The sequence below is a fragment of the Actinorhabdospora filicis genome (genome assembly GCF_030269765.1).
In the GTDB taxonomy this organism is placed as follows: domain Bacteria; phylum Actinomycetota; class Actinomycetes; order Mycobacteriales; family Micromonosporaceae; genus Actinorhabdospora; species Actinorhabdospora filicis.
In genome coordinates, this window is sequence record NZ_BSTX01000005.1 from 111,968 (window position 1) to 134,402 (window position 22,435).

General features: G+C 71.1%; 24 protein-coding genes. 12 read left to right on the forward strand and 12 right to left on the reverse strand.

Going from position 1 to position 22,435, the window contains the following annotated elements; all coding sequences use genetic code 11:
* Nucleotides 1-6 precede the first annotated feature (6 nt).
* The 3 genes from QSK10_RS29625 to QSK10_RS29635 are packed head-to-tail and all read left to right on the forward strand — an operon-like array spanning nucleotide 7 to nucleotide 2,604.
* Entirely contained in the window at nucleotides 7-606 is a 600-nt protein-coding gene (locus QSK10_RS29625; protein WP_285666631.1) for a hypothetical protein, read from the forward strand.
* Nucleotides 603-1,250 carry a nucleotidyl transferase AbiEii/AbiGii toxin family protein gene (locus tag QSK10_RS29630; protein ID WP_285666634.1) on the forward strand — a complete coding sequence of 216 codons (648 nt, stop codon included), beginning with the start codon at nucleotides 603-605 and terminating at the stop codon, nucleotides 1,248-1,250. Before QSK10_RS29625 ends, QSK10_RS29630 begins: the two co-directional genes overlap by 4 nt.
* A gap of 4 nt (nucleotides 1,251-1,254) precedes the next feature.
* Nucleotides 1,255-2,604 carry a nucleotidyl transferase AbiEii/AbiGii toxin family protein gene (locus QSK10_RS29635; protein WP_285666637.1) on the forward strand — a complete coding sequence of 450 codons (1,350 nt, stop codon included), beginning with the start codon at nucleotides 1,255-1,257 and terminating at the stop codon, nucleotides 2,602-2,604.
* Here QSK10_RS29635 and QSK10_RS29640 read toward each other — a convergent pair.
* The 5 genes from QSK10_RS29640 to QSK10_RS29660 form a co-directional block, all read right to left on the reverse strand.
* Nucleotides 2,601-3,461 (reverse strand): universal stress protein, encoded by an 861-nt coding sequence (locus QSK10_RS29640; protein WP_285666639.1) that lies wholly within the window; start codon nucleotides 3,459-3,461, stop codon nucleotides 2,601-2,603. The two genes, QSK10_RS29635 and QSK10_RS29640, sit on opposite strands and share 4 nt — an antisense overlap.
* Before the next feature lie 68 nt (nucleotides 3,462-3,529).
* Nucleotides 3,530-4,189 (reverse strand): response regulator, encoded by a 660-nt coding sequence (locus QSK10_RS29645; RefSeq protein WP_285666641.1) that lies wholly within the window; start codon nucleotides 4,187-4,189, stop codon nucleotides 3,530-3,532.
* Nucleotides 4,190-4,222: 33 nt separating this feature from the next.
* Entirely contained in the window at nucleotides 4,223-4,981 is a 759-nt protein-coding gene (locus tag QSK10_RS29650; RefSeq protein WP_285666643.1) for a hypothetical protein, read from the reverse strand.
* The gene (locus tag QSK10_RS29655) at nucleotides 4,978-5,601 is read right to left on the reverse strand and encodes an RNA polymerase sigma factor (RefSeq protein ID WP_285666645.1); all 624 of its coding nucleotides are present in this window, start codon (nucleotides 5,599-5,601) and stop codon (nucleotides 4,978-4,980) included. Before QSK10_RS29655 ends, QSK10_RS29650 begins: the two co-directional genes overlap by 4 nt.
* A 448-nt stretch (nucleotides 5,602-6,049) precedes the next feature.
* On the reverse strand, nucleotides 6,050-7,465 hold the full coding sequence (locus QSK10_RS29660; protein ID WP_285666647.1) for an MFS transporter: 1,416 nt from the start codon (nucleotides 7,463-7,465) through the stop codon (nucleotides 6,050-6,052).
* Nucleotides 7,466-7,592: 127 nt separating this feature from the next.
* On the opposite strand from QSK10_RS29660, the gene QSK10_RS29665 reads away from it, so the two are divergent.
* Nucleotides 7,593-7,916: an ArsR/SmtB family transcription factor gene (locus QSK10_RS29665; protein ID WP_285666649.1), complete on the forward strand. Its 324-nt coding sequence runs from the start codon at nucleotides 7,593-7,595 to the stop codon at nucleotides 7,914-7,916.
* On the opposite strand, the gene QSK10_RS29670 is transcribed toward QSK10_RS29665, so the two are convergent.
* Entirely contained in the window at nucleotides 7,913-8,713 is an 801-nt protein-coding gene (locus tag QSK10_RS29670) for a helix-turn-helix domain-containing protein (RefSeq protein ID WP_285666651.1), read from the reverse strand. The two genes, QSK10_RS29665 and QSK10_RS29670, sit on opposite strands and share 4 nt — an antisense overlap.
* A gap of 90 nt (nucleotides 8,714-8,803) precedes the next feature.
* Here QSK10_RS29670 and QSK10_RS29675 point away from each other — a divergent pair, with 90 nt between their 5' ends.
* Nucleotides 8,804-9,400: a TIGR03086 family metal-binding protein gene (locus QSK10_RS29675; protein ID WP_285666653.1), complete on the forward strand. Its 597-nt coding sequence runs from the start codon at nucleotides 8,804-8,806 to the stop codon at nucleotides 9,398-9,400.
* A gap of 108 nt (nucleotides 9,401-9,508) precedes the next feature.
* Here QSK10_RS29675 and QSK10_RS29680 read toward each other — a convergent pair whose 3' ends face one another.
* Complete coding sequence (locus tag QSK10_RS29680) at nucleotides 9,509-9,958, reverse strand: carboxymuconolactone decarboxylase family protein (protein ID WP_285666655.1); 450 nt, start codon at nucleotides 9,956-9,958, stop codon at nucleotides 9,509-9,511.
* A 95-nt stretch (nucleotides 9,959-10,053) separates the two neighbouring features.
* On the reverse strand, nucleotides 10,054-10,554 hold the full coding sequence (locus tag QSK10_RS29685) for a sigma-70 family RNA polymerase sigma factor (protein ID WP_285666657.1): 501 nt from the start codon (nucleotides 10,552-10,554) through the stop codon (nucleotides 10,054-10,056).
* 158 nt (nucleotides 10,555-10,712) lie between these two features.
* Here QSK10_RS29685 and QSK10_RS29690 point away from each other — a divergent pair, with 158 nt between their 5' ends.
* The 6 genes from QSK10_RS29690 (at nucleotide 10,713) to QSK10_RS29715 (ending at nucleotide 17,337) form a co-directional block, all read left to right on the forward strand.
* Entirely contained in the window at nucleotides 10,713-11,288 is a 576-nt protein-coding gene (locus tag QSK10_RS29690) for a TetR/AcrR family transcriptional regulator (RefSeq protein ID WP_285666659.1), read from the forward strand.
* Between the two features lie 176 nt (nucleotides 11,289-11,464).
* Nucleotides 11,465-12,796, forward strand: coding sequence for an acetyl-CoA carboxylase biotin carboxylase subunit (locus QSK10_RS29695; RefSeq protein ID WP_285666660.1), 1,332 nt, complete (start codon nucleotides 11,465-11,467; stop codon nucleotides 12,794-12,796).
* Nucleotides 12,793-13,722, forward strand: coding sequence for a hydroxymethylglutaryl-CoA lyase (locus QSK10_RS29700; RefSeq protein ID WP_285666661.1), 930 nt, complete (start codon nucleotides 12,793-12,795; stop codon nucleotides 13,720-13,722). Before QSK10_RS29695 ends, QSK10_RS29700 begins: the two co-directional genes overlap by 4 nt.
* 103 nt (nucleotides 13,723-13,825) lie before the next feature.
* Nucleotides 13,826-15,034 (forward strand): hypothetical protein, encoded by a 1,209-nt coding sequence (locus QSK10_RS29705; RefSeq protein ID WP_285666662.1) that lies wholly within the window; start codon nucleotides 13,826-13,828, stop codon nucleotides 15,032-15,034.
* Nucleotides 15,035-15,314: 280 nt separating this feature from the next.
* Nucleotides 15,315-16,187: a chaplin family protein gene (locus QSK10_RS29710; protein WP_285666664.1), complete on the forward strand. Its 873-nt coding sequence runs from the start codon at nucleotides 15,315-15,317 to the stop codon at nucleotides 16,185-16,187.
* A gap of 133 nt (nucleotides 16,188-16,320) precedes the next feature.
* Nucleotides 16,321-17,337, forward strand: coding sequence for a chaplin family protein (locus tag QSK10_RS29715; RefSeq protein ID WP_285666666.1), 1,017 nt, complete (start codon nucleotides 16,321-16,323; stop codon nucleotides 17,335-17,337).
* Nucleotides 17,338-17,550: 213 nt separating this feature from the next.
* Here QSK10_RS29715 and QSK10_RS29720 read toward each other — a convergent pair whose 3' ends face one another.
* The 4 genes from QSK10_RS29720 to QSK10_RS29735 form a co-directional block, all read right to left on the reverse strand.
* Nucleotides 17,551-18,813, reverse strand: a complete 1,263-nt coding sequence (locus tag QSK10_RS29720) for a DNA cytosine methyltransferase (RefSeq protein WP_285666667.1) — start codon at nucleotides 18,811-18,813, stop codon at nucleotides 17,551-17,553.
* Between the two features lie 312 nt (nucleotides 18,814-19,125).
* Nucleotides 19,126-19,866, reverse strand: coding sequence for an SDR family oxidoreductase (locus tag QSK10_RS29725; protein ID WP_285666668.1), 741 nt, complete (start codon nucleotides 19,864-19,866; stop codon nucleotides 19,126-19,128).
* Between the two features lie 43 nt (nucleotides 19,867-19,909).
* A complete protein-coding gene (locus tag QSK10_RS29730) occupies nucleotides 19,910-20,725 on the reverse strand; it encodes a helix-turn-helix transcriptional regulator (protein WP_285666669.1) in 816 nt (271 codons plus the stop codon).
* Nucleotides 20,722-21,471, reverse strand: coding sequence for an SDR family oxidoreductase (locus tag QSK10_RS29735; protein ID WP_285666671.1), 750 nt, complete (start codon nucleotides 21,469-21,471; stop codon nucleotides 20,722-20,724). Before QSK10_RS29735 ends, QSK10_RS29730 begins: the two co-directional genes overlap by 4 nt.
* Nucleotides 21,472-21,912: 441 nt before the next feature.
* Here QSK10_RS29735 and QSK10_RS29740 point away from each other — a divergent pair, with 441 nt between their 5' ends.
* Complete coding sequence (locus QSK10_RS29740) at nucleotides 21,913-22,356, forward strand: chaplin family protein (protein ID WP_285666674.1); 444 nt, start codon at nucleotides 21,913-21,915, stop codon at nucleotides 22,354-22,356.
* Nucleotides 22,357-22,435: the final 79 nt, after the last annotated feature.

The window sequence follows — 22,435 nt, forward strand, 5'->3', positions numbered from 1 at the left end:
TTGCGGGTGCCCAAGTTCTCGGGAGACTTCGAGCTCCACCTCACCCTGGCCGTAACCGACCGCGACCTCACCGCCATCGCCGACGAGCTGGGCGCGAAGTACACCAGCATCGAACTGGACCGCGGGCTCACGCCCCTCCAGCCGATGCTCACCCGCTCCGCCAAGGGCACCCTCCCCGAGATGCGGGCGCTGGCCGCACGCCTGACCACATTGCTGGACGCCCAGGGCGTCCAGGTGGTGCGCACGAAGATCGAGGCCGCGCCCTGGACCGACGGCCTCCCCGAGAGCGACGTCGAGGCCGACCCGGACCTCTACTGGGAACACCACATCAAGCTGCTGCTGCCGCCCGCCTCCGATGTGGACGCCCTGACGACCGTCGTCAGCCTCCACGGCGCCCGCCTCTCGCGAAACGCCCGCCGGACCCGCGCCGACGGCGTCCTGGAGCGCTTCGTCACCCAGCGCTGCCACGGCGTGGGCCGCTCGACGGCCCGCGCGCGCCTCGACGGGCTGCTGGCGGCGCTGACGCACCACAAGATCGCCGAGGTCGAGGAGGAGTACGTGGTCCTCGACGACCGGATCGGGCTGGACGCGGGCTGGCTGTCGTGAACTGGGCTTCCCTGTTCGAGATGGCCGCGCGCGTGGCGCGCTCGCCCTTGGCGGGAGAGCTGGTGCTGCGCGGCAGCGTCCCGATGCGCCTGTGGTTCGGCGACCGGGCGCGGCGGCCGGGCGATGTGGACTACGTGGTCGCCGACGCCTACATCGAGGCGCATTCACCCGATGGCGACGCGATCATGGACGGGCTCACCCGCGTCCTCGGTCCGCCGGAGAGCGAGAGCGACCTGTGGGCCGACGGCGAGGCCATCGGGCGGCGGCTCGGCTACCCGGGCGGGCGCATCGACGTGGTCTTCGGCGAGATCCTGTGGGCGGAACCCGAGATCCTGCCGGTGAACGGTGTCCCGGTGCCGGCGGCCTCGCCCACGCTGGAGCTGGCCTGGAAGCTGCGATGGCTGGAGGGCGGCCATCCGGAGCCGAAGGACCTGTACGACGCCGTCCTGCTCGCCGAGTCGCCGCGGGTGGACCTGGAGCTGTCGCGGGGTGTGTTCGAGGCGGTCTGGCGTGACGACTTCGTGGAACTGCCACCCCGCTGGTCCGAGCACGCCCCCGCGGACGACCGGTGGCGCGCGGCGGGCCTGCCGGGGCGTCCCGGCGAGTGGATCGACCGGCTGAACGCCGCGTGCGGACTGGAGTGAGCTCATGTACACCATCCGCCTCACCCTCTGGGGCATGGACCGCCCGGCCGAGGCCGCCCGCGAACTCGGGGCCGAGTACGAGGTCGTCGAGCATCCCGGCACTGTCCTGCCGACGCGGCACCGGGTCGTCGAACGCGGACTCCCCTCGGCGGAGGCCGCGCATGAGCGGGAGCGGGAGCTGAGTCTGGCGTTCGCGCCGCTGGGGGACTGGGTGGTCCGGTCGCGCATCGAGAGCCTCGCCGACGAGGAGGAGGCGCTGTACCGCGAGTACAGGGTCGCGGTGCGAGAGGTACCCGATCCGCTGCCGCCGCTGACCGCTCTCTCGGTGGTGAACGGGGTGGCGACGCTGACCTCGCGGCATGACGGGGTCCTGCTCGGCGACGGGGTCGAGTCGGTGTGGGTGGTGCACGACGACAATCTGGGTGAGGACCGGGGGTGGTTCGCGCCGGGGGCGTTGTGGGCGAACCCGGACCGGGTGACGCCGAGGCTGGGCGAGCCGCCGGAGCAGGACTGGCCGGGCTCCTACATGCCGGTCGGCAAAGAGGGCGTGGCCGAGTCGCCGGTCTTCGATCCGGCGCTCAAGGGCTACTCGCACGGGTTCCGGGTCAGCGCGGTCATCGCGGACGAGGCGCGGCGCCTTCAGTGGTGGGCGGCGCGGCGGGCGGCCATGAACCATGTGCTGGACGTGGTGTCGCGCTCGGAGCTGGCGCCGCGGCTGATGCTGCGCGGGAGCGCGGCGATGGGCGCGTGGTTCGGCGATCAGGCGCGTGAGCCGGGGGATCTCGACTTCGTCGTCGTGCCGCACACGCTGAGGCCGGACACCAAGGCCGGGGAGGCGCTCATGGACGCGCTGGTCGACCTGGTCTACGCCGACCCGGGGCCGGGCCTGCGGGCGGAGTACGCGGGGACCGGCGAGATCTGGACCTACGAGCGGGCCGAGGGGCGGCGGCTGGTCTTCCCGTACGACGGGGGGACGGTGCAGGTCGATGTCGTGTTCGGCGAGGAGTTGCCGCTGCCGCCGGAGGAGCTGATCGTGCCGGGTGTGGAGCGGCCGGTGCTGGCGGCGACGCGTGAGCTGTCGCTGGCGTGGAAGCTCATGTGGCTCGCCAGCGACATGTACCCGCAGGGCAAGGACCTCTACGACGCCGTGCTGCTCGCCGAGGCCGTGCGGGTCGACGCCGGGCTGGTGCGCCAGATGCTGCGGGACGAGATCGAGGACGCCGGGGACTGGGAGCCCGAGGACCTGCTGGACCTGGACATCCACGACTGGGAGGAGTTCCGGGCCGAGTATCCCCGGGTGGAGGGCGAGCCGGACGGCTGGGCCGCCCGGCTCGTGCGCGCGCTGGAGGGCTAGACGCCGTCCCTCGCGATGACCACCGGGCATTCGGCGTGGTGGATGAGCGCGTGGCTGACCGAGCCGAACAGCAGGCCCCGGAATCCGCCGTGGCCGCGTCCGCCGACGGCGACCAGCGACGCGGTCCTGGTGGCCTCGATGAGCGCCTCCGTGGGGCGGCGGCGGACCACTCGCGCGGTGAGGCTGACGCCCGCCGCGTCCTGCTCCAGCAGGGCCTTGTCCAGCAGCCGCTCGGCCGAGGCCAGTTCATCGGCGGGCTGGTCGTCGTCGAGGCCGTAGACGGCCTCGACGGGGCAGTCGCGCAGCCGGGCCTCGCGGACGGCGAACGTGAGCGCGTTGCCCGCCTCGGGGGAGCCGTCGACGCCGACCACGATCGGGCCGGACCCGGTGTCGGGCCGGTCGGGGCGCACCACCGCCACGGGGCAGGTGGCGTGCGCGGTGACCTGGACGGCGGTCGAGCCGACGAGCAGGCCGGTGAAGCCGCCGTGGCCGCGGTTGCCGACGACCAGCAGCTCGGCGTCCTCGGACGCGGTGAGCAGCGCGCCCGCCGGGCCGGCGACCTCCATGTGGGTGCTGACCGACACCCCGGGCGCGGCAGCGCGGGCGGCGTCTGCGGCCTCGGCGAGGATGGCCTCCCCGCCGGCGCGCAGGTCCTCGCGGGGGATGCCGTAGGCGGCCAGGTCCATCGGCGTGTCGATCATCGACCAGACCACGGCGTGCACGAGCCGCAGCGGCAGGCCGCGCAGCGCGGCCTCGCGGGCGGCCCAGACGATGGCGCTGCTGGAGGCGTCCGAACCGTCGACGCCCACCACGATCGTGTCGGACTTGCCGATCTTCTCGGTGATCTCGCCGCTCATGATCATCACGCTCCCGTCTCAATGTTCCACGTGAAACGGCGTTACGTCCTGAAGAGCCCGGCCGAAGGTCAGTGCCGCCCGCCGCCGTTGCCCCCGGGCCCGCCCAGGAGCCTGGTCGCCAGGACCGCCGCCTGTGTGCGGCGTTCCAGGTCCAGCTTCGACAGCAGGCTCGACACGTAGTTCTTCACCGTCTTCTCCGCCAGGTACATCCGCTCGGCGATCTGCCGGTTGGTCAGTCCCTCGGCGATCAGGACGAATATGCGCCGCTCCTGTTCGGTCAAGGTGCGCAGCTCCACCGGATCCTCCGGCCCGCGCCTGATCCGCTCCAGGACCCTCGACGTCACCACCGGGTCCAGCAGCGAACGGCCTTCGGCGACCTTGCGGACGGCGTCCACGAGATCGGTGCCGCGCACCTGCTTGAGCACATACCCAGCCGCGCCGCCCATAATCGCGGCGAACAGCGCCTCGTCGTCCTCGTACGACGTGAGGATGAGCACCCGGACCGACGGCACGGCCGCCCTGACCTCGCGGCACACCTCGATCCCGCTCCCGTCGGGCAGGCGGGCGTCCAGGATCGCCACGTCGGGCCGCAACGCGGGGATCCGGCGGCGGGCCTCGGTGGCCAGCCCCGACTCGCCGACCACCTCGATATCGCCCTCACGCTGGAGGAGCTCGCACAGCCCGCGGCGTACGACCTCGTGGTCATCGAGCAGGAAAACCCGGATCATTCCCCATTCATAGTGGGGAAAACGGTCTCCGCGTCAGCCTACGTAAGTCCCGTCCGAACGGGCTGAAAGTCCCTTGTGACCTTGAGGTCCGTTGTGGGGGCCACCCGGGCCGGAGGTGTCCTCGTGCGAGGCCGAGGGCTTCGGGGACGGGTTGGTGTCCTGCGGATCCTCGCCCTTGCCGTCCCCGTCGTCACCGCCCTCGCCCAGGAGCCGCTCGCAGAACCGCCGCACGCGCTCCAGGCTTCCCGCGCGTTCCTCCAGCCCCGGGTAGTCCTTCTCGGCCCTCGCCCCGCGCGGGTCGTCCAGGAACAGCCGGCACAACTGCTTCAGCCGCTTGCCCGAGGGCCTGCCCGGCTCGGGCGGGTCCTCGCCGTCCTCGCCCTTGAACGGCTTGATCGAGGTGTCCGACGGGGACGGCGTGGGCGCGGTCGGGGTCTCCACCGGCTCCGTGGGCGTGTTCGGCGCCGGATCGGCCCGGCCGCCCTCGGCGACGGGCTGCCCCGGGGACCCCTCGCCACCGGGCGTGAGGCTGGAGCTGGCCGCGAGGGCCACGCCGCCGAGCAGCGCGACGGCGATGACGGCCTTCACCACCACGAACCGCGCCAGGAACCGCCGCGACGGCCGGACGGCGTGCCGCGGGGCGGCGCGGAACGCGGTGAGCACGTCGTCCTCGCCGCCCAGCTCCGCAGGGCGCGCGGAAGCGGCGGCCGCGTCCAGCAGCGCCCCCAGGCGCCCGGAGCGGTCGCGTCCGTCGAGGATCCGGCGCGCGTCGTGCCGGGTCAAGCGGGTCATGTCGCGTCCCTGGGGGTGAGCGCCCCTGCGGGGATCATCGGATCGGTCGGCCGCGCGTCGGCGTCCGGGCCCAGCCGCGCGGCCAGGCGGCGCAGACCGCGATGCGCGGCGGTGCGGACGGCGCCCGGGCGCTTGCCCAGCACCTTGCCCGCGGATCGGGCGTCCAGCCCCATGACGACGCGAAGCAGGACGGCCTCCGCCTGATCCTGGGGCAGAGAGGCGATCAGCGTCAAGGCCGCATCCGTGGAAAGGGCGTCCACCGCCATCGCCGCGGTGTCCGAGGGCGCCTCCAGATCCGTCAGATCCTCATCCGGGACGGGCGCGGCCGGCCTGCGCCGCTGATGCCGGACGTGGTCCAGCGCCCGGTGCCGCCCGATCGTGGCGGCCCAGCCCCGGAACCCGTCGAAGTCGCCCTTGAAGCCGCGCAGGTCCCGCGCGATCTGCAGCCACGTCTCCGACGCGACGTCCTCGGCGTCGGCGCCCACCAGGACCCGCAGGTACCGCAGCAGCCGCGGCTGCACCGCCCGGAACAGCGCGCGGAAGGCGTCCTCATCGCCGGACCGCGCCGCGTCGACGCACGCCGACAGCTCTGTGTCGGTCTCGGGGGGCGGGGGCCTCACGCCTACAGCCTGCCTCATGCGATTCACCCCGTGACACCCCCCGGGCGGGTGTAACAACACCGCCCGCCCGGACGCTGTCGCGGGTGAAAGGCGGAGTCCCCGGTGAGACGGTTCCGCCCGAGCATTATGCCGTTTTTACGGGTAAAGGTCAGTGAAAGAATATTTCCGACCGCTTGGGTATTGACTGTCCGAAAAGCTTCCGGCAGAGTTTCCGATGCCGGGTTGCCATACCGGCGTCGCCCACCGGAGAGCACGGGCTAGCGACTTCCGGTGGTAGCGGCATTGCCGCCCGCCTGCCCCGCGACTCACGGCGCGGGGCCGCCGGCGGGGGTTCCCCCGACCCCCGCCGGCCCCGGCGCGAAACGACCGTCCCGGACCGCCGCCGGGACGGTGGGTCCCTGCGTGGACCACCCCAGGGGTGGCCCGGTCCCCCGTCCGGGCCACCCCCTCAGGCCGCCAGGCTCTGCTCCACCACCCGCCGCGAGGCCACCCGGGACAGCGCGAAGGTCACCAGCAGCCCCACCGCCATGCCCGCCGCCGTCAGCAGGACGACCAGGAACTCGCCATCGGCGGTCGCCGCGCGCAACGCGTCCCCGCTCACGCCCGCGACCCCGGCGTCGGCGATCGCGGTGAACACCGCCAGCCCGATCGCGTTGCCGATGTTCAAGGTGGTCGAGGCGATGCCGTTGGCGATGCCCTGCTCATGGGCGGGCGTGCCCGTCGCCGAGACGATCCACATCGCCGTCCACACGATGCCCTGCCCCACGCCCGAGACGATCAGGCCCGGCGCCAGGAGGCCGTAACCGGCGTCCGCGCTGAAACCGAAGGCCATCAGCACCGTCCCCGGCACGCCCAGCGCGAACCCCACGATCAGCGTCGCGCGCGTCCCGAAACGTGTGGCCAGGCGCTCGCCGAGCTGCGTCCCGGTCGCGATGGCCAGCGAGGGCACCAGGAACGCCAGGCCCGTCTGGAGCGCGGAGTAGCCGTGCACCGACTGCATCAGCACGGTCAGGAAGTAGGGCAGGACGCCGAAGGTGCCCATGAAGACGAAGGTGACGGTCATGCCCACGCTCAGGTGCCGGTTGCGGAAGAGCCGGAACGGCATTAGCGGGTCGCGGCCCTTGGCCTCGATGAGCGCGAAGGCGGCCAGCAGCACCGCCGCGACGGCGAAGCCGCCCAGCACCCACGGGCTCGTCCAGCCCAGCTCGGGTCCCTCGACCAGGCCGAACACCAGCAGCGTCGAGCCGCCGGTGACGGTCAGCGCGCCCGGCAGGTCGAAGCGCCTGCGCTCCGCCCGGGGCGCGTCACGCGGGATGAACAGCAGCGACAGGACGGCCACCGCGCCCGCCAGCGGCACGTTCACGTAGAACACCGCCGACCAGCCGAAGGCCTGCGTGAGGACGCCGCCCAGCAGCGCGCCGAGCGTCAGCCCGCTCGCGCCCGCGCCGCCCCACACCGCCAGCGCGCGGTTGCGCCGCGGGCCCTCCTCGAAGAGCGTGTTCAGCAGCGCCAGCGTCGACGGCAGCAGCAGAGCGCCGCCCACGCCCTGGATCGCGCGGGCCGCGATCAGCACCGACGGGTCGGACGCCAGTCCGCCCGCCAGCGACGAGACCGCGTACAGCGCCAGCGCGGTGATGAACACCCGGCGGCGCCCCAGCAGGTCGGCGGCGCGCCCGCCGAGGAGCAGGAAGCCGCCGGCGAACACGACGTAGACGCTCACCACGAGCTGCTGCGTCGCTCCGGGGAAGCCGAGGTCCTCTCCGATGCGCGGCAGCGCGACGAACACGATGTTCAGGTCGAGGGCGAAGATCAGCTGCGCGAGGGCGAGCAGCGCCAGGACGAGTCCCGGTCGGGAGCGGGGCATGGGAAGACTCCGGATTCGATAGTACTAATACTTGCGTACGATCGAACAATCGTCGCCGGGAACGTGAGTGTCAAGAGCGACCCCCGTCACACGCAGGGAGGTTCGAATGTCGCGGTACCGTCAAAGAATGAGCTTCCGGCATCCCGAGCGCGACGCGATCCGCGTGGACGCCGTGCTGTCCGCCCTCGGCAACCCCGTCCGCCTGGCCGCCGTCCGCAGCCTCGACAAGGACGGCGACCGCAACTGCGGCAACCTCCTCGCCGAGATCGGCGTCAGCGCGAAATCGACCATGACCCACCACTGGCGCGTCCTGCGCGACGCCGGGGTGATCTGGCAGCACCAGCACGGACGCGAGTACCAGCTCTCGGTACGCCGCGAGGACCTCGACGCGCGCTACCCGGGACTCCTGGACGCCATCCTGGCCGGGGCGGCCAGGGACGAGGCGGCCTAACCCTCCGTCGTCCGCACGAACGCCGCCGGGGAGATCCCCAGCATCGCCCGGAAGTCGCGCACCAGATGCGCCTGGTCGGCGTAACCCAGCTCGGCGGCCACCCGCGCCCAGTCCACGTCCGGCCCGGCGGCCTCCACCGCCTCCTGCACGCGATACCGCATGATCACCGACTTCGGGCTCACGCCCACGTACTCGGCGAACAGCCGCTGGAGCGTGCGCGGGGTCGAGCCGTCCAGCTCGGCCAGCTCCTCCACGCGCATGAGCGAGCGGTCGCGCCGGACGCGCGCGGCCAGCGTCATCGCACGATCGCGCGCCGGGTCGGGCTCCTCATCGACGCACCCCAGCAGGAACGCGTCGAAGGCCGCCACCCGCGCCCCGGGCGTGGCGGCGTCCACGATGGACGCCGGATCCGCCCCGGGCAGCACCTCGCCCACCGGCAGCCGCTGATCGGTCAGCGCCGACACCGGCTCACGGGTGAACGCCCGGAACGCGCCCGGAAGGAACTGCGCGCCGCACACCCGCCCGGTGCCCTCCAGCTTGATCGCGAAGAGCCGCCGGCCGACCCCCGAGACCTCACCGAAGGCCCCGGCGGGGTCATAGCGCTGGAACACCACGTTGACGCACGGATGCGGCACCACCCGCGACTCATAGGGCTCGTCGAGATCCCAGTCGATGAACCAGTAGTGCTCCACCAGCCCGGCCAGCCGCGCGTGCGGAGCATGGCGGCGGAAGCGGACACGCGTCATCAACCCGGCGGGATCGACGATCCCCCTCGTGTCACGACGCGGTTCGCTCACACCATCGAGCCTAGGTCGAACGCCGCTTCGGCCGGAAAGCTGTCGCGTTTCTTCAAGACCCCCGCCACCCCGACCACTAAGTTAGAACACATGAGCGAAGAAGTCAAAGACGTCCCGGTCGAGGAGCTGCTCACCGAGGCGACCACCGCCGCCCTCCCGGTCATCGACGGCATCGCCGACACCGACCTCGACGCGCCCACCCCCTGCGCCGAGTTCACCGTCCGCGACCTCGCCAACCACCTCCACCAGGTCGTGGTCAACTTCCAGGCCCTCGCCCGCCGCGAGACGCCCGACTGGTCCACGACCCCCGACGCGCTCGCCGATCCCGGCTGGAAGCGCGGCTTCGCCGGGGAGGCCGCGAAACTGGCCGAGGCCTGGTCCGCCCCCGGCGCGCTGGACGGCGTCTCGCCCGGCTTCGGGATGCCCCAGCCGGTCGTGGCGCGCATGGTCCTGCTCGACCTCACGCTGCACGCGTGGGACCTGGCCCGGGGCACGGGACGAGAGTTCGTCCCCGCGCCCCGGGCGGTGGACGCCCTGCGCGGCTTCGTCGACGACATGGCGCCGACGGCGCGGCAGATGGGCGTCTTCGGTGAAGAGGTTCAGGTGCCGGAGGACGCCGGCGCGTTCGAGTGCGTGCTGGCGAGGTCCGGCCGCGACCCGCGCTGGGAACGTCCCTCAAAAGAGTGATGCCCGGCGAGTCATGATCGTCAATGGATGAAATGCCCGATATGTTCCATGGTGCGTGGTGGCACGCCGCGGGCCTCGCACTCGGGAAGCGAGGCCCGCACCCATCGGCTAGAAGTACTGGCGGACCCGGGGCTGCGCCTTCGCCGTGACGCTCACCCGGTTGAACGCGTTGATCAGCGAGATGGTCATGACCAGGTTGCCCAGCTCGACCTCGCTGAACTGCTTCTCCGCCACCGCCCACACGTCGTCGGGGACGCCGTCCTCACCCATGCGCGTGACCGCCTCGGTGAGCTCCAGCGCCGCGCGTTCCCGCTCGTCGAAGTAGGGCGACTCGCGCCAGACCTCCAGCTGGAAGATCTTCTCCGGCCGCACCCCGATGGAGAGGATCTCGCGGATGTGCACGTCGAGGCAGACCGCGCACCGGTTGATCTGCGAGGCCCTGATCTTGGCCAGTTCGCGGATCTCGTGCGCGAGGGTGTCCTCTTGCCGCAGGGTCTGCTCGACCTGTTCCAGAGCCTGGTAGGCCGCGCCCATCACCCGCGGAATCCGAAACCTCATGTGAAGCCTCCTCGTTCGTGTCCGCTGCAACGCCGACACTCTACGGGAACTTCCATACCCACAGGTGGTATGCGTCACGTGCGTGAACGCGCAGCTCAGGCCCGTCCCTGCAGCTCCCGCCGCATTGTCCGCATCGCGTAGTGCAGGCGCGACTTCACCGTCCCGGCCGGCACGCCCAGCTCCACCGCGACCTCGCCGATCGGGCGTCCCCACAGGTACACCTGCTCCACCACCCGCCGGTGCGCCACCGACAGCCGCCGCATCGCCGACACCACCGCCACCCGGTCGGCCACCGCCTCGGCGTGACAGGCCGCCACCGGCTCCTCGTCACCGTCCCCGAGCGACTCGTACGGACGCACCGCGCGCCGCCGGTGCGCGTCGATCACCAGGTTCCGCGCCACCGTGTACAGCCACGGCCGCAGCTCCTCCGCCACGCACGTCAAGCTGCCCCGGCGCGTCCAGGCCCGCATCAGCGTCTCCTGCACGACGTCCTCGGCGAGCTGCGCGTCCCCCGCCGTCCACTGCCGGACGCGCCACAGCAGCGCCGCCCGGTGGTGGGCGTGCACGTCCTGAATGAAGTCCTCGGCCTCCCGCACGCCGCCAATGCTGCAAACCCGAGTAGTGGACAAACTTCACCATTCGGCGCGGTATCCCCACTGTTCACAAGGCCTTCACCTACCCGCGAGTACCCCGTGACGTCCCAGCTGGTGAACGACCGTTCAGTCTTATCCCCGATGGGGCTAATCTCATCGGAATGAGCAGCACCGCACCCCGCACCCGGCGCGAAGAGATCCTTGAGGTCGCCGTGCGGATGTTCGCCGCCCGCGGCTACCACGGCGTGTCGATGGACGACATCGGCCGCGCCGTCGCGGTCACCGGCCCCGCGCTCTACCACCACTTCAAGGGCAAGGAGGCCATGCTCGTGGCCGCCCTGCGCCCGGTCAGCCAGGGCCTCCTGGACGGCGGCCGCGCCCGCGTCGCCTCGGCCACCGCCCCCCGCGAGGCCCTGGAGGCGCTGGTCGACTTCCACGTCGAGTTCGCGCTGGCCAACCCCGCCGTCATCGCCCTCCACCTGCACGAGCTGGACCGCCTGCCCGACGAGTCCCGCCGCGAGATCCGCCGCCTACAGCGCCAGTACGTGGAGGAATGGGTCGCCGTCCTGGTCGCCCTGCGTCCCGGACTCGGCGAGTCGGGCGCCCGCGTGCTCGCCCACGCCGCCTTCGGCCTGATGAACTCCACGCCCTACATCGGGCGCATCGCCGACACCGAGCGCGCCGAGACCACCCGCCTGCTGCGCCGGGCGGCCCTGGGGGCGCTCGTCGGGGAGTAGCGCGGCTCTGGGGGTGACGTGACGCTGCTGTCGAGGCTCCTCTCGCCGCATCTGGCGCGATCTACCTAACGGCCCCTGAGATGGGCACTGTGGTGGTCTGGTGTTCGAGTCGCTGCTGTCGCGGCTCCTCTCGTGGCATCTGGCGCGATCTACCTAACGACCGTTAAGGTGGTCTGGTGTTCGAGTCGCTGCTGATCGCCAACCGGGGCGAGATCGCCCGCCGGATCATCAAGACCGCCCGGGAGCTCGGGGTGCGCACCATCGCGGTGCACTCCGAGGCCGACGCGGATCTGCCCTTCGTCCGCGAGGCCGACGAGGCCGTCCTCATCGGACCGGCCGACCCCGCCGCGTCCTACCGCAACTACGAGGCGATCCTGGCCGCCGCCAAGGAGACCGGCGCCGCCGCGATCCACCCCGGCTACGGGTTCGGTTCGGAGCACCCGGGCTTCGCCCGCGCGGTCATCGAGGCCGGCATCGCGTGGGTCGGGCCGTCCCCCGAGGCCATCGAGGCCATGGGCGACAAGATCAACGCGCGCAACATCATGTCCGCCGCCGGGGTCCCCGTCGCGCCGGGCACGGGCGAGCCGGTGGCCGATGTGGACGCCGCGATCGCGCGCGCCGCCGAGGTCGGCTACCCCGTGATGGTCAAGGCCGCCGCCGGTGGTGGCGGCATGGGCATGGCCGTCGCGCAGGACGCCGAGGGCCTCCCGAAGGTCTTCGAGCAGATCCAGGGCGTGGCCGGGCGCCTCTTCGGCTCCGCCGACGTGCTCATCGAGCGCTTCTACCCGCGCGTCCGGCACGTCGAGGTGCAGATCCTCGGCCTGCCCGACGGGCGCGTGCTGACCCTCGGCGAGCGCGAGTGCTCCGTCCAGCGCCGCAACCAGAAGCTGGTGGAGGAGACGCCGAGCCCGGCGCTGACGCCGGAGCTGCGGGCGCGGTTCATGGACGCCGCGCGCAAGGCGGGCGAGGCGGTGGGCTACCGCAACGCGGGGACGGTGGAGTTCCTGCTGGACGTGGAGTCCGGCGACTTCTTCTTCCTGGAGATGAACACGCGCCTCCAGGTCGAGCACCCGATCACCGAGACCGTCTACGGGGTGGACCTGGTGGCGGCGCAGCTGGCGGTGGCCGAGGGACGCGATCCCGGCATCGAGGTCGGCGAGCCGTCCGGGCACGCGATCGAGTTCCGGGTCAACGCCGAGGATCCCAAGCGGTTCCTGCCGGGGCCGGGCGTCATCACCGAGTGGGTGGAGCCGTCCGGCGAGGGCGTGCGGGTGGACTCCGGGTACGGCGACGGGAACACGGTGCCGCGCTTCTACGACTCGCTGATGGCGAAGCTCGTGGTGTCGGGGCCGGACCGGGCGTCGGCGCTGGCGAAGGCGCGGGAGGCGCTGAAGGACTTCCGGATCGCCGGGCCGAAGCAGAACCTGCCGTTTTTCCTGGAGCTGCTGGACAACGACGAGTTCACCTCGGGCGCCTATGACACCGGCATCGTCGGGAGGATGCGATGAACTTCGAGAAGTTCCCCGCCGAGGTCTCCATCCGCGAGGTGGGGCCCAGGGACGGCCTGCAGAACGAGGACCCGGTGCCCACCGACGACAAGGTGCGCCTCCTCAACGCCCTCTCGCGGACGGGGGTGAAGCGCATCGAGGCGGTGAGCTTCGTGCACCCCAAGGCGATCCCGCAGATGGCCGACGCGGCCGAGGTGTGGGCGCGGGCGGAGAAGAACCCGGACGTGCGGTACTCGGCGCTGGTCCCCAACACCAAGGGCGCGCACCGGGCCCTGGAGGCGGGTTTCACCGAGATCGAGGTGGTCGTGTCGGCCTCGAACACCCACAACCTGCGGAACGTGAACCGGTCCACCGAGGACAGCCTCGACGACATCACCGGCCTCATCTCCCTGCTGCACGATGAGGGCGCCAGCGCGGAGGTCATCATCTCCACCGCCTTCGGCTGCCCCTACGAGGGGGACGTGCCGCCGGAGCGGGTGGCGTCCATCGTGGACAGGGTGGTCGCCGACGGGGCCGACCGGGTGTCCTTCGGCGACACCACGGGCATGTCGACCCCGGTGCGGGTGGCGCGGCTGCTGGACCTGGTGAAGGCGCGGCATCCCGATGTCCCGCTGCTGCTGCACTTCCACAACACGCGCGGGACGGCCCTCGCCGGGATCCTCACCGCGCTCGACTACGGCATCACCGAATTCGACGCCTCCGTCGGTGGACTCGGCGGCTGCCCGTACGCGCCGGGCGCGACCGGGAACGTGGCGACCGAGGAAGTCGTGCACATGCTCCAGGACATGGAAATAGCGACCGGCGTCAATTTGCCGGAACTGATCGAGGTGGCGAGGCTCGCTCAGGAAATAGTCGGGCGAGAGCTGCCGAGCGGAGTCCTGCGGGCCGGTCCGCGCCTGCCGCAGATTTCCCGGGAAAAAAACTAAGCCAGGGCGTTACCCATTCTGGGGCCCCTTCGTTGATAGGACAGAGAGTGCTCACCGGAGTTCTTCCGGTAGGCACTCGGCCGTCGATCACGAAGGGGTCACTGTGTCGGTTCGCGACCGTATGGGAGGCGACATTCGTCGCGCCCGCACGTCGCGCCGTCGTCCCCTGGCCGCGTTCGTTCGCGGCCTGCTGATCGCCGGTCTGGCCGGCACGGCCTGGTGCCTCAGCGCCGCCGCCGCCCACGCCGCCGTCACCGACGACTTCTCGCCGGTCGACCTCGCACCCATGACGGCATCCTCGCTCGGCGAGGCCGTTGCAACGTCGGTGCAGGCCGCATATCCGACCCAGTCGAACCAGCTGGACGTCATCGGCTCGCCGCTCCTGGATGCCCCTGTCGAAGGTGCCGCCGGGACGTCGGTGCCGAGGTCGGCCGAGAGCTCGGTGGTGACATGCGGAAACGCCCGCGGAGAGGCTCTGCGAGTCTCAACGGACACCGAGGGCGGGCAAGGGAACACCTCCCGAGTAGAAGAAGACACCTGGCCCAAGGGCCAGTCCGGTTCCACGAGCGAGAGCGCCGTACCGACGAGTGACGCGCCGCTCGGTCTCGTGGAGGACGCCGTCGAGCCCATTGGCCTCGACGGTGTCGTCGCCGCACCATCCGCGCCGCTGTCGCCCATCGCCGGGCTGATGCGGCCGGTCAGCGCGCCATTGGCGAGTGCGGCCCGCCCGGTCATCGACCCGCTCACCGAGACGGTGTCGCCGATGACCGATGGCATGGGCGCCGTCACACAGCCCGTGGTCGGCGTGCTCAATCGCGTGACGACGCCTGTCGCCACAGTCGTCACACCGATGAGCGCCTCACTCGCGCAGGTCGCCCCGATCGTCCCGGACCTTCCCGGGGGAGTACTGGGGACCTTCGCGGAGCGGCCCGATGACGCGCACGACGCCGCGAACCGGCACCGTGTCACCCCCGCGCAGGCTCTGCTCCACACGGCCCGGTACTCCGCCGAGTACCGGCCCGGGGCCGAGCGCGGAAACTCGTCGCACGACGCCGCGGTCAGTTCGGGGATGACGGGTCGCCACCCGTTCGGTCCCCTGCCGCTGCGGCTCCCGACGACCCCTGACCTGGGGTTCGTCACCGGTGGTGCGCTCTCCGGCAGCGGTGCCGGGGCCACCATGCACGATGGTGGCGCCGCCACCGCCAGCAACAACCTTCTGGCCGACGCCCGGTTGAACCGCGTCGCGCCGGCCACGGCCGCCTACGGTCCGCTGTCCATCTGGATCAGCGACCCGGCCGTCTCCCCCGATTAGTCTGACCCGCTCGGAAAGAGCGCTGGTCGACGCCTCCCTTTTGAGCGTTGGTGCCGGACGGCCCGACCGTTGCTCTTTCCCCGCGGAATGCCCGGGTTCCCCGATGAACCCCGCCAATAACGGGTAGCAGCAGAACTGATCGGGTCCACATCGATCCGGCACGCGGTCGATGCGCTGTATCAAATGAAAGTCGCCAAAGAAACACCCGGCCACGCCAGGACCGGCAAATAGTCCACGCAGTCACGCGCAATTCCAAGAAGTCAAGGAAGGCACGATTCTCATGAAGAAGAGCCTCGCCCGCAAGGTCACTCGCACCGGTATCATCGCCGCCGGGTTCCTGCTGCTGGCGGGCGGCGCCGCTCAGGCCGCCGACCTGTCGACCTACGGCAACTACGGCGCCGGCAACGGCAACCAGGCCGTCGCGGCCTGGCAGTCGCCCATCGCGGTCTGCGGCAACTCCGCCGTGGCCGGTGGCGGCGGCAACGCCTGGTGCGACGGTGTGGTCTCCTCGCAGATCACCGGCGACCAGCTGAACAACCTGTGGACGTCGCAGAACTACGGTCTCGCCAACGGCAACCAGGCCGCGGGCACCGTGCAGATCCCGGCCACCGGCTGCGGCAACGCCGTCGCGCTGGTCGCCAACACCGGTGCCGGCTGCACCGGCCGCGCCGACGCCGACCTCGGCAAGCGCAACATCGAGTCCGCCAAGGCCGAATCGGGTCGCAGCTACGACCTGGTCACCTGGGGCAACTACGGTCTCGGCAACGGCAACCAGGCCGCCGCGATCGGCCAGGCGCCCATCGCGGTCTGCGGCAACGCCGCCGCCGGTCTCGGTGGCGCCAACGCCGGTTGCGACGGGACCGTCCACGCGGTCGCGAAGCCCGGCCTGACGCCGAACATGTACACCAGCGACAACTACGGCGTGCTGAACGGCAACCAGGTCGGCGCGGGCGCGCAGGCCCCGGTCACCGTGTGCGGCAACGCCATCGGCGTCATCGCGACCTCGAACGCCGGCTGCAAGGGCGACGCCACCGCCCAGGCCGGTTCGAACCACGACGAGCCGAAGGCCGCCGTCAAGCCCGCCGCGCGTCCCGCGTCCATGGCGAAGTCGGCCAAGTCGGCCGTCAGCTCCCTCGCGGGCGTCCTCGGCTAGTTCGCTAGCCGGATCGGCCCGTCACGGGGGCTGAAGCACTGAAGGTGTCAGGGCCGGATGGAGGCGAGAGCTCCGTCTCCACCCGGCCCCGGTCCTCTTCGGTAAACGACCATGTAGGAAGGATGTGGAGTCCATGAAGAAGGCATGGGCCCGCACGACCGTCCGGGCGGGTGTGATCGCGGCGGGGCTGCTGCTGATCGCGGGGAGCGGTGTCGCCAATGCCGCCCAGCTCATGTCCGGCGGGAACAGCTTCGGCGCCAACGGGACCCAGGTCCTGTCGCCGATCCAGTCCACGGTGGACCTGTGCGGCACGCGGCTGGGCCTCGGCGGCCCTGCGAGCACCGCGTGCCTCGGCAATTCCGCCGCGGCCCTCATCGGGCCCGGCGGCATCGCCGACATGCACGCCCACGACAACGCCGGGATCCTCAACGGCACGCAACTCCAGCTGCCCACCCAGATCCCGGTCAACGCCTGCGGCGTGGCCGTCACCGTCCTCGGCGCCGCCAACGCGAGCTGCGTCGGCGGATCGAGCACGGCCGTCCTCGCCGGGCCCCAGGCGTCCATGCACACCATGGGCAACCACGGTGTCCTGAACGGCACGCAACTGCTGGCCCCGATCCAGATCCCCATCAACGTATGCGGTGTCTCGGTATCGGTGCTGGCGACGGCCAACGCCACCTGCGCCGGATCCGGCGCACTGGCCGCCGAGGGCGTCCCGTCCTCACGCACGGCCGTCAACAACGGAGCGGCGAACGGCAACCAGTTCGCCGTCCCCGTCCAGATCCCGATCAACGTCTGCGGCAACGCGATCGCCATCGTGTCCGCCGCCGACGCCACCTGCGGAGCCGGACCCACGATCCTGCCCGCGACCCGTGGAGCCTCCACCGGAACCGGAGTCCTCTCCGGCCTCCCCGGCGCCGGCCTCCTCCCCGCCGTGACCCCGGTGACCAACCTGTCCAACGGAACCGTCACCACCGCCGGCGAAGACGACCTCGTGGCCGACCTGACCAGCCTCGGCAACGGCGTCCTCGGCAACGGCAACCAGCTCTGGGCCCCCGTCCAGGTCCCCGCGAACACGACCGGCAACGCGCTCGGTCTGGGCGCGGGCACCCACGCGGGCAGCCTCGGCGGAGCGGTCGCGGCGCAGTAGACCTATATCGCACCACCACCACCTGATCCCGGCGCCTTTGGGCGCCGGGATCGTGGTGTGTGCGCAACCCGATCTATATGACGGTCACCGCCGATTGGTCTGAGACCACGGCACTGGACGCAGGCGCGGAACCGCCCGGGCAGATCGGCGAGCCGCCGGTGATGACGGCCTCGGCCGCGGGCTGCATCTGGGCGGGTCGGGAACCACCCGGTTCTAGCTGATCGTCGAACGGTTCGTCTCGAAGAGCTGGTGGCGATCATGGTCGCGCTGTCCGAGAAATGCTTTGAAGTCCTCGATCCGGTAGGCGAGCCCGGTCGTCTTCTGTTGTACCACCACCTCGAAGTCCTGCCTGATGTAACTGAGGCGGCGTTCAAGGGCGGCCTCATCCAGATTCAGCCGGGTTTCGCGGTTGATCTGCTGGAGAGTCAGGAACCGTTCGGTTTTGCGGAGAACCCGATAGACCGGGTCATGGACGACCTCGGTCGCCTCCAGTAGCTCCCGCTGCTCGCCCTCCTGCTTGAGCGCGCGCATGATCGATTGTCCGATCGCCGCGGCGACCGGAGGTGGGAACGCGTTGCCGATCTGTCGATACTTGGCCGTTTTGCGTCCGGTGAACTCCCATTGGAACCGATCGTCCGTGTTCCAGCCCTGCAGGCGGGCGACCATCTCACAGGTGAGCTTTGGCAAGAGGTCTTCGGACATGTCGGCGGAGGGCGCGGTGTCCCCGACCCCCCATCCATTGACACCCATGAGTTCCCAGGCTGCCTTCGCCCTGCTAGGGCCGAGGTCCGCGCCACCGTGCTTTTTCGATCCACCGACGATCGTCGGAGCGATCCGGTCGGCTTTGGCGGCCCATGCCTCCGCGCCCGCCCACCCGTTGGCGCCCATGAGGTCTTTGAGGGTTTCGCCCACGGTCGGTGTAATTCCCTGCGGCTCCGGCCAGGAGAAGTACGGTGCGTACTCGCGGCGCAGAGCGACGAGCACGAATCGGGGTCGCAGCTGAGGGACCCCGTAGTCGGAGGCTTGGAGCAGTTTCCACTCAGAGATGTAGCCGAGCTCACCGAGGCGGTCGAGAACGTGCTGACGGTAGGCGGCGAACCGCTTGGCACTCAGGCCCCGGACATTCTCCAGCATCAAGGCGCGGGGTTCCATGACCGCGGTGAGTTCGATGGCCCAAGCGAAGAGGTCGCGCTCGTCCTTGGCCCCGAGCTGCTTGCCTGCGATGGTGAAGGGGGGGCACGGCACGCCACCGGCGAGGAGCGCCACCCCCTTGTGATCGGCTGGGTTCCACACGGATGGATCCGCGGCATCGCCCTCCACCACCGCCCACCCAGGTCGATTCATGCGCAGGGTCGCACACGCGTCGGAGTCGAGTTCGATGGCCAGGCGATGTTCGAAGCCCGCGTGCTCAAGCCCAAGGGCCTGTCCTCCCGCCCCGGCACAGATCTCGACCACATCGAAAACGTTGGTGGGCATCGGCACGACTCCTCGCACGTCAAGTGGGCACTGGCACCCGGGCAGAGGCAATCCTGCCTCAAACGCGACCGAGATACTCCCCCCGTCGGGCCGGGCGGGTTCATCTGCGTATCGCATGTACTGCCGACCGCGAGATCGCGGGTGCCGGACGGACCGTCGTCGAGACCTGGGGCAGCTCACGTTCGACGGACCAGATGATCGTACGTGCGGATCCTTTACCACCCGGATCTGGACAGGTGTACGAACAGGACGAATGATGCTGTGTGTGCGGAGCCGAGAGGTTTGCCGGGTGTGAACCCGGCAAACGTCGTACTACACCGCCACCCCCACCAACCCCCCGTCGATCACCACGTCCTGCGCGTTCACGTAGCTCCCGTCGCCCGACGCCAGGAACGCCACCACCCCCGCGACCTCCTCGCCCGTCCCGAAGCGCCCGGCGGCCACCTCGCGGGTCGCCGCCGCGCGGCCGGCGTCGTCGAGGGCCGCGTCGGACATGGGGGTCGTGATGTAGCCGGGGCTGATCGAGTTGACGCGGATGCCGCGGGGCGCCAGTTCGGCGGCGAAGGTGCGGGCGAGGCTGCGGACGGCGGCCTTGGACGCGGAGTAGACGGGCGCGACGGCCAGTCCGCGCGACGCCGTCCAGGACGCGTTCAGCACGACCGACGCGCCGTCGGTGAGCAGCGGCAGGGCGGCCTGGACGGTGAAGAACAGGCCCTTGAGGTTCACGTCCATCACCCGGTCGTAGTCGGCTTCGGTGACCTCGGCGGCGGGCGCGAAGCCGGCGACTCCGGCGTTGGCGAAGAGGACGTCGAGGCGGCCGTGGGTCTCGGCGACGAAGGCCATCAGGCGGCCGACGTCGTCCAGGCGGGCGGTGTCGGCGGCGAGGCCGGAGGCGCCGGGGCCGAGGGAGGCGACGGCGGCGTCCACGCGGTCCTGCGAGCGGCCGGTGATGACGACCTGCGCGCCCTCGTCCAGGAGGCGGCGGGCGGTGTCGTAGCCCATGCCGCTGGTGCCGCCGGTGATGAGTGCGATGCGGTTCTCGAAACGAGTCATGTCACCAGCCTGCGGGCCGGGAGAGGCGGCCGGCTGACGCTCCTTATCCGGGGTCCGCGGCCACCAGGATGAGCCGGTCGAGGCGCTCGGCGTGCTCGGGGACGGGGTTGTACAGCATCAGGCGGTCGCCGGGGCGGGACGGGACGTCCAGGGTCACCGTCTCGAACAGCAGGTCGCCGACGGCGGGGTGGTGGACGGCCTTCAGGCCCGGCTCGGGTGCGGCGACGTCGTGGGTGGCCCAGAGCGCGGCGAACTCCTCCGACACCGCCGAGAGGTCGTCGGCCATCTCGGCGAAGCGGGGGTCGCCGGGGAACAGCGCGGCCTCGGCGCGGAACAGGCCCACGAGCTGGCGGGCGTTGGCCGACCACTCCGGCACCAGGACGCGCTGGCGCACGTCGGTGAAGAAGCTGTAGAGGCAGTTGCGGGAGTCCACGCCGTGCCCGAAGACGACCTCGGCGGCGCGGTTGAGCGCGAGGAAGTTCCAGTGCCGGTCGATGACGTAGGCCGGGCGCGGCAGCCAGCCGTCGATGAAGCGCTGGAGCGAGGCCTCCACGGGACGGTCCACGGGCTCGGCGGTGGGCGCGGGCAGTCCGGTGAGGACGTGCAGGTGCCGCCGCTCGGCCGGGTTGAGCCGCAGGGCGCGCGCGATGGCGTCCAGGACCTGCGGGGACGCCCCGATGTCGCGCCCCTGCTCCAGCCACGTGTACCAGGACACGCCGACGCCGGCGAGCACCGCGACCTCCTCGCGGCGCAGCCCGGGGGTGCGGCGCCGGGAGCCCGGCGGCAACCCCACGTCGTCGGGGTGCAGCCGGGCGCGGCGGGTGCGGAGGAACTCCGCGAGCTCGGGACGTCGGTTCACGCCTCCGAGGCTAGCCACTCGGCGTAGGTGGGACCGGCGAGGCGGGCGCCGGGGCCGGGGAGGAGGCCGCCGTCCTCGTAGATCGCGCGGTCCTCCTCGGGGGCGGTGACGGGGGTGATGGACAGCGTGTCGCCCGCGTAGAGCGCGGCCAGCTCGATGATGTCCTCGGCGCGGGGACCGGCGATCTCCAGGAACGGCATCCCGGCGGGGGCCGAGTCGAAGTCGAAGGCCACGTCGACGAGGGTCTCGGCGACGGTGCGGGCGGCCACGATCTGGGTGCGCATGCGCGGGACGTAGGCGGTGCCGCCCTGCGTCCCCCACGTCACCATCTGCCCGACGAGCTCGTGGAACTGGGCGGCGCGGACGATGCGGACCGGCAGCGGGCCGTCGAGGAGGGCGTCCTCGTGGGCGAGTTTGGCGGCGTTGTAGCCGGTGACGGTGTCGTCGATGCCGATGATGGACACCGACACGATCCGGTCGACGCCGGCCTTCCGGCCCGCCTCGTGCAGGTTCGCCGCGGAGGCGAGGAAGAAGGCGGTGGCGTCGTCCTTGTCGAAGGAGGGGGTGCTGGACACGTCGATGGCGACCTCCACGTCCACGAGCGCGGCGGCCAGGCCCGCGCCGGTGACGATGTCGACGCCGTTGGCGCGGGAGACGGCCACGACCTCGTGGCCGCGTTCGGTGAGGACGTCGGTGACGTGCCTGCCGACGCGTCCGGTGGCTCCGATGACGGCGACCTTGGACATGCGCTGCTCCTTCGTTCAACCCGGTCCGGGTTCTCGATCTCGTTCGTCTGAACACCTGACGGGCGGGCGCGAGAGAATGTGACGACGTTCGGAGGAGCGGCAGGTCGTACTTTCAGACGACATCGGCGGGACGCCTCAGGTGGGCCGCAGCTGCGGTTCGCCCCCGGCGTATCCAGGGCTTTCGATGTCCGGCCCGGAACTTCCTGGGACTTTTTCACGTCCCCTCGACTCGTTGATCGGCCGACGTCGATGCCTCAGGCGCGAGATTGATGCCCGTCCATACCCGAAAAGGTGAAGATCTTCGCGGATGAGCGTTTCCGTCCACCCCGGCGCTCGTTTCCCCATACGGTGGCATCACCGCGTGAGGCATTCCTCACGCGCAGTGGTGGTGCGGAGTCCCGGTCATCGGGCAGACGACGAAGACGAAAAGGGGAATCTTCCATGAACTCAAGCCTCGCGCGTACCGGTGTCAAGGTCGGCATGCTGGCCGCCGGACTGGTCCTCCTCGCGGGTGGGACCGCGCAGGCCGGCGGAAACGCCACGACGGGTGGGAACTACGGCCTCGGGAACGGCAACCAGCTGCTCACCGGCATCCAGGTTCCGATCAGCGTCTGCGGGAACTCCCTGGCCGTCCTCGGCGCCTCGAACGCCGGATGCCACGGGAACTCCACCGCGACGACCAAGGACAGCCACGCGGGCAAGGGCCACGGTCACGGCCACAACATGACCACCGGCCACAACTACGGCGTTCTCAACGGCAACCAGGCCAGCACCGACGTCCAGGTGCCGGTGACGGTGTGCGGCAACGCCATCGCCATCTTCGGCGTGGCCAACGCCGGTTGCCAGGGTGACGCGACCGCCACCAGCGGCGCCACCCACAAGTAATCCCCGAGCACGGACCGGACGGGAGCGGCGGACGCGCCGCTCCCGTTTCGTGTGTACGGGGCCTGGGCCCCTGTGCGAA

Coding starts and splice junctions, on each gene's coding strand:
- QSK10_RS29660 (WP_285666647.1), bottom strand. CDS start 7,465: ATGCCCCGCTCCCGACCGGGACTCGTCCTGGCGCTGCTCGCCCTCGCG.
- QSK10_RS29735 (WP_285666671.1), bottom strand. CDS start 21,471: ATGTCCAAGGTCGCCGTCATCGGAGCCACCGGACGCGTCGGCAGGCAC.
- QSK10_RS29645 (WP_285666641.1), bottom strand. CDS start 4,189: ATGATCCGGGTTTTCCTGCTCGATGACCACGAGGTCGTACGCCGCGGG.
- QSK10_RS29740 (WP_285666674.1), top strand. CDS start 21,913: ATGAACTCAAGCCTCGCGCGTACCGGTGTCAAGGTCGGCATGCTGGCC.
- QSK10_RS29690 (WP_285666659.1), top strand. CDS start 10,713: ATGAGCAGCACCGCACCCCGCACCCGGCGCGAAGAGATCCTTGAGGTC.
- QSK10_RS29680 (WP_285666655.1), bottom strand. CDS start 9,958: ATGAGGTTTCGGATTCCGCGGGTGATGGGCGCGGCCTACCAGGCTCTG.
- QSK10_RS29700 (WP_285666661.1), top strand. CDS start 12,793: ATGAACTTCGAGAAGTTCCCCGCCGAGGTCTCCATCCGCGAGGTGGGG.
- QSK10_RS29650 (WP_285666643.1), bottom strand. CDS start 4,981: ATGACCCGCTTGACCCGGCACGACGCGCGCCGGATCCTCGACGGACGC.
- QSK10_RS29635 (WP_285666637.1), top strand. CDS start 1,255: ATGTACACCATCCGCCTCACCCTCTGGGGCATGGACCGCCCGGCCGAG.
- QSK10_RS29725 (WP_285666668.1), bottom strand. CDS start 19,866: ATGACTCGTTTCGAGAACCGCATCGCACTCATCACCGGCGGCACCAGC.
- QSK10_RS29675 (WP_285666653.1), top strand. CDS start 8,804: ATGAGCGAAGAAGTCAAAGACGTCCCGGTCGAGGAGCTGCTCACCGAG.
- QSK10_RS29720 (WP_285666667.1), bottom strand. CDS start 18,813: ATGCCCACCAACGTTTTCGATGTGGTCGAGATCTGTGCCGGGGCGGGA.
- QSK10_RS29715 (WP_285666666.1), top strand. CDS start 16,321: ATGAAGAAGGCATGGGCCCGCACGACCGTCCGGGCGGGTGTGATCGCG.
- QSK10_RS29665 (WP_285666649.1), top strand. CDS start 7,593: ATGAGCTTCCGGCATCCCGAGCGCGACGCGATCCGCGTGGACGCCGTG.
- QSK10_RS29710 (WP_285666664.1), top strand. CDS start 15,315: ATGAAGAAGAGCCTCGCCCGCAAGGTCACTCGCACCGGTATCATCGCC.
- QSK10_RS29640 (WP_285666639.1), bottom strand. CDS start 3,461: ATGAGCGGCGAGATCACCGAGAAGATCGGCAAGTCCGACACGATCGTG.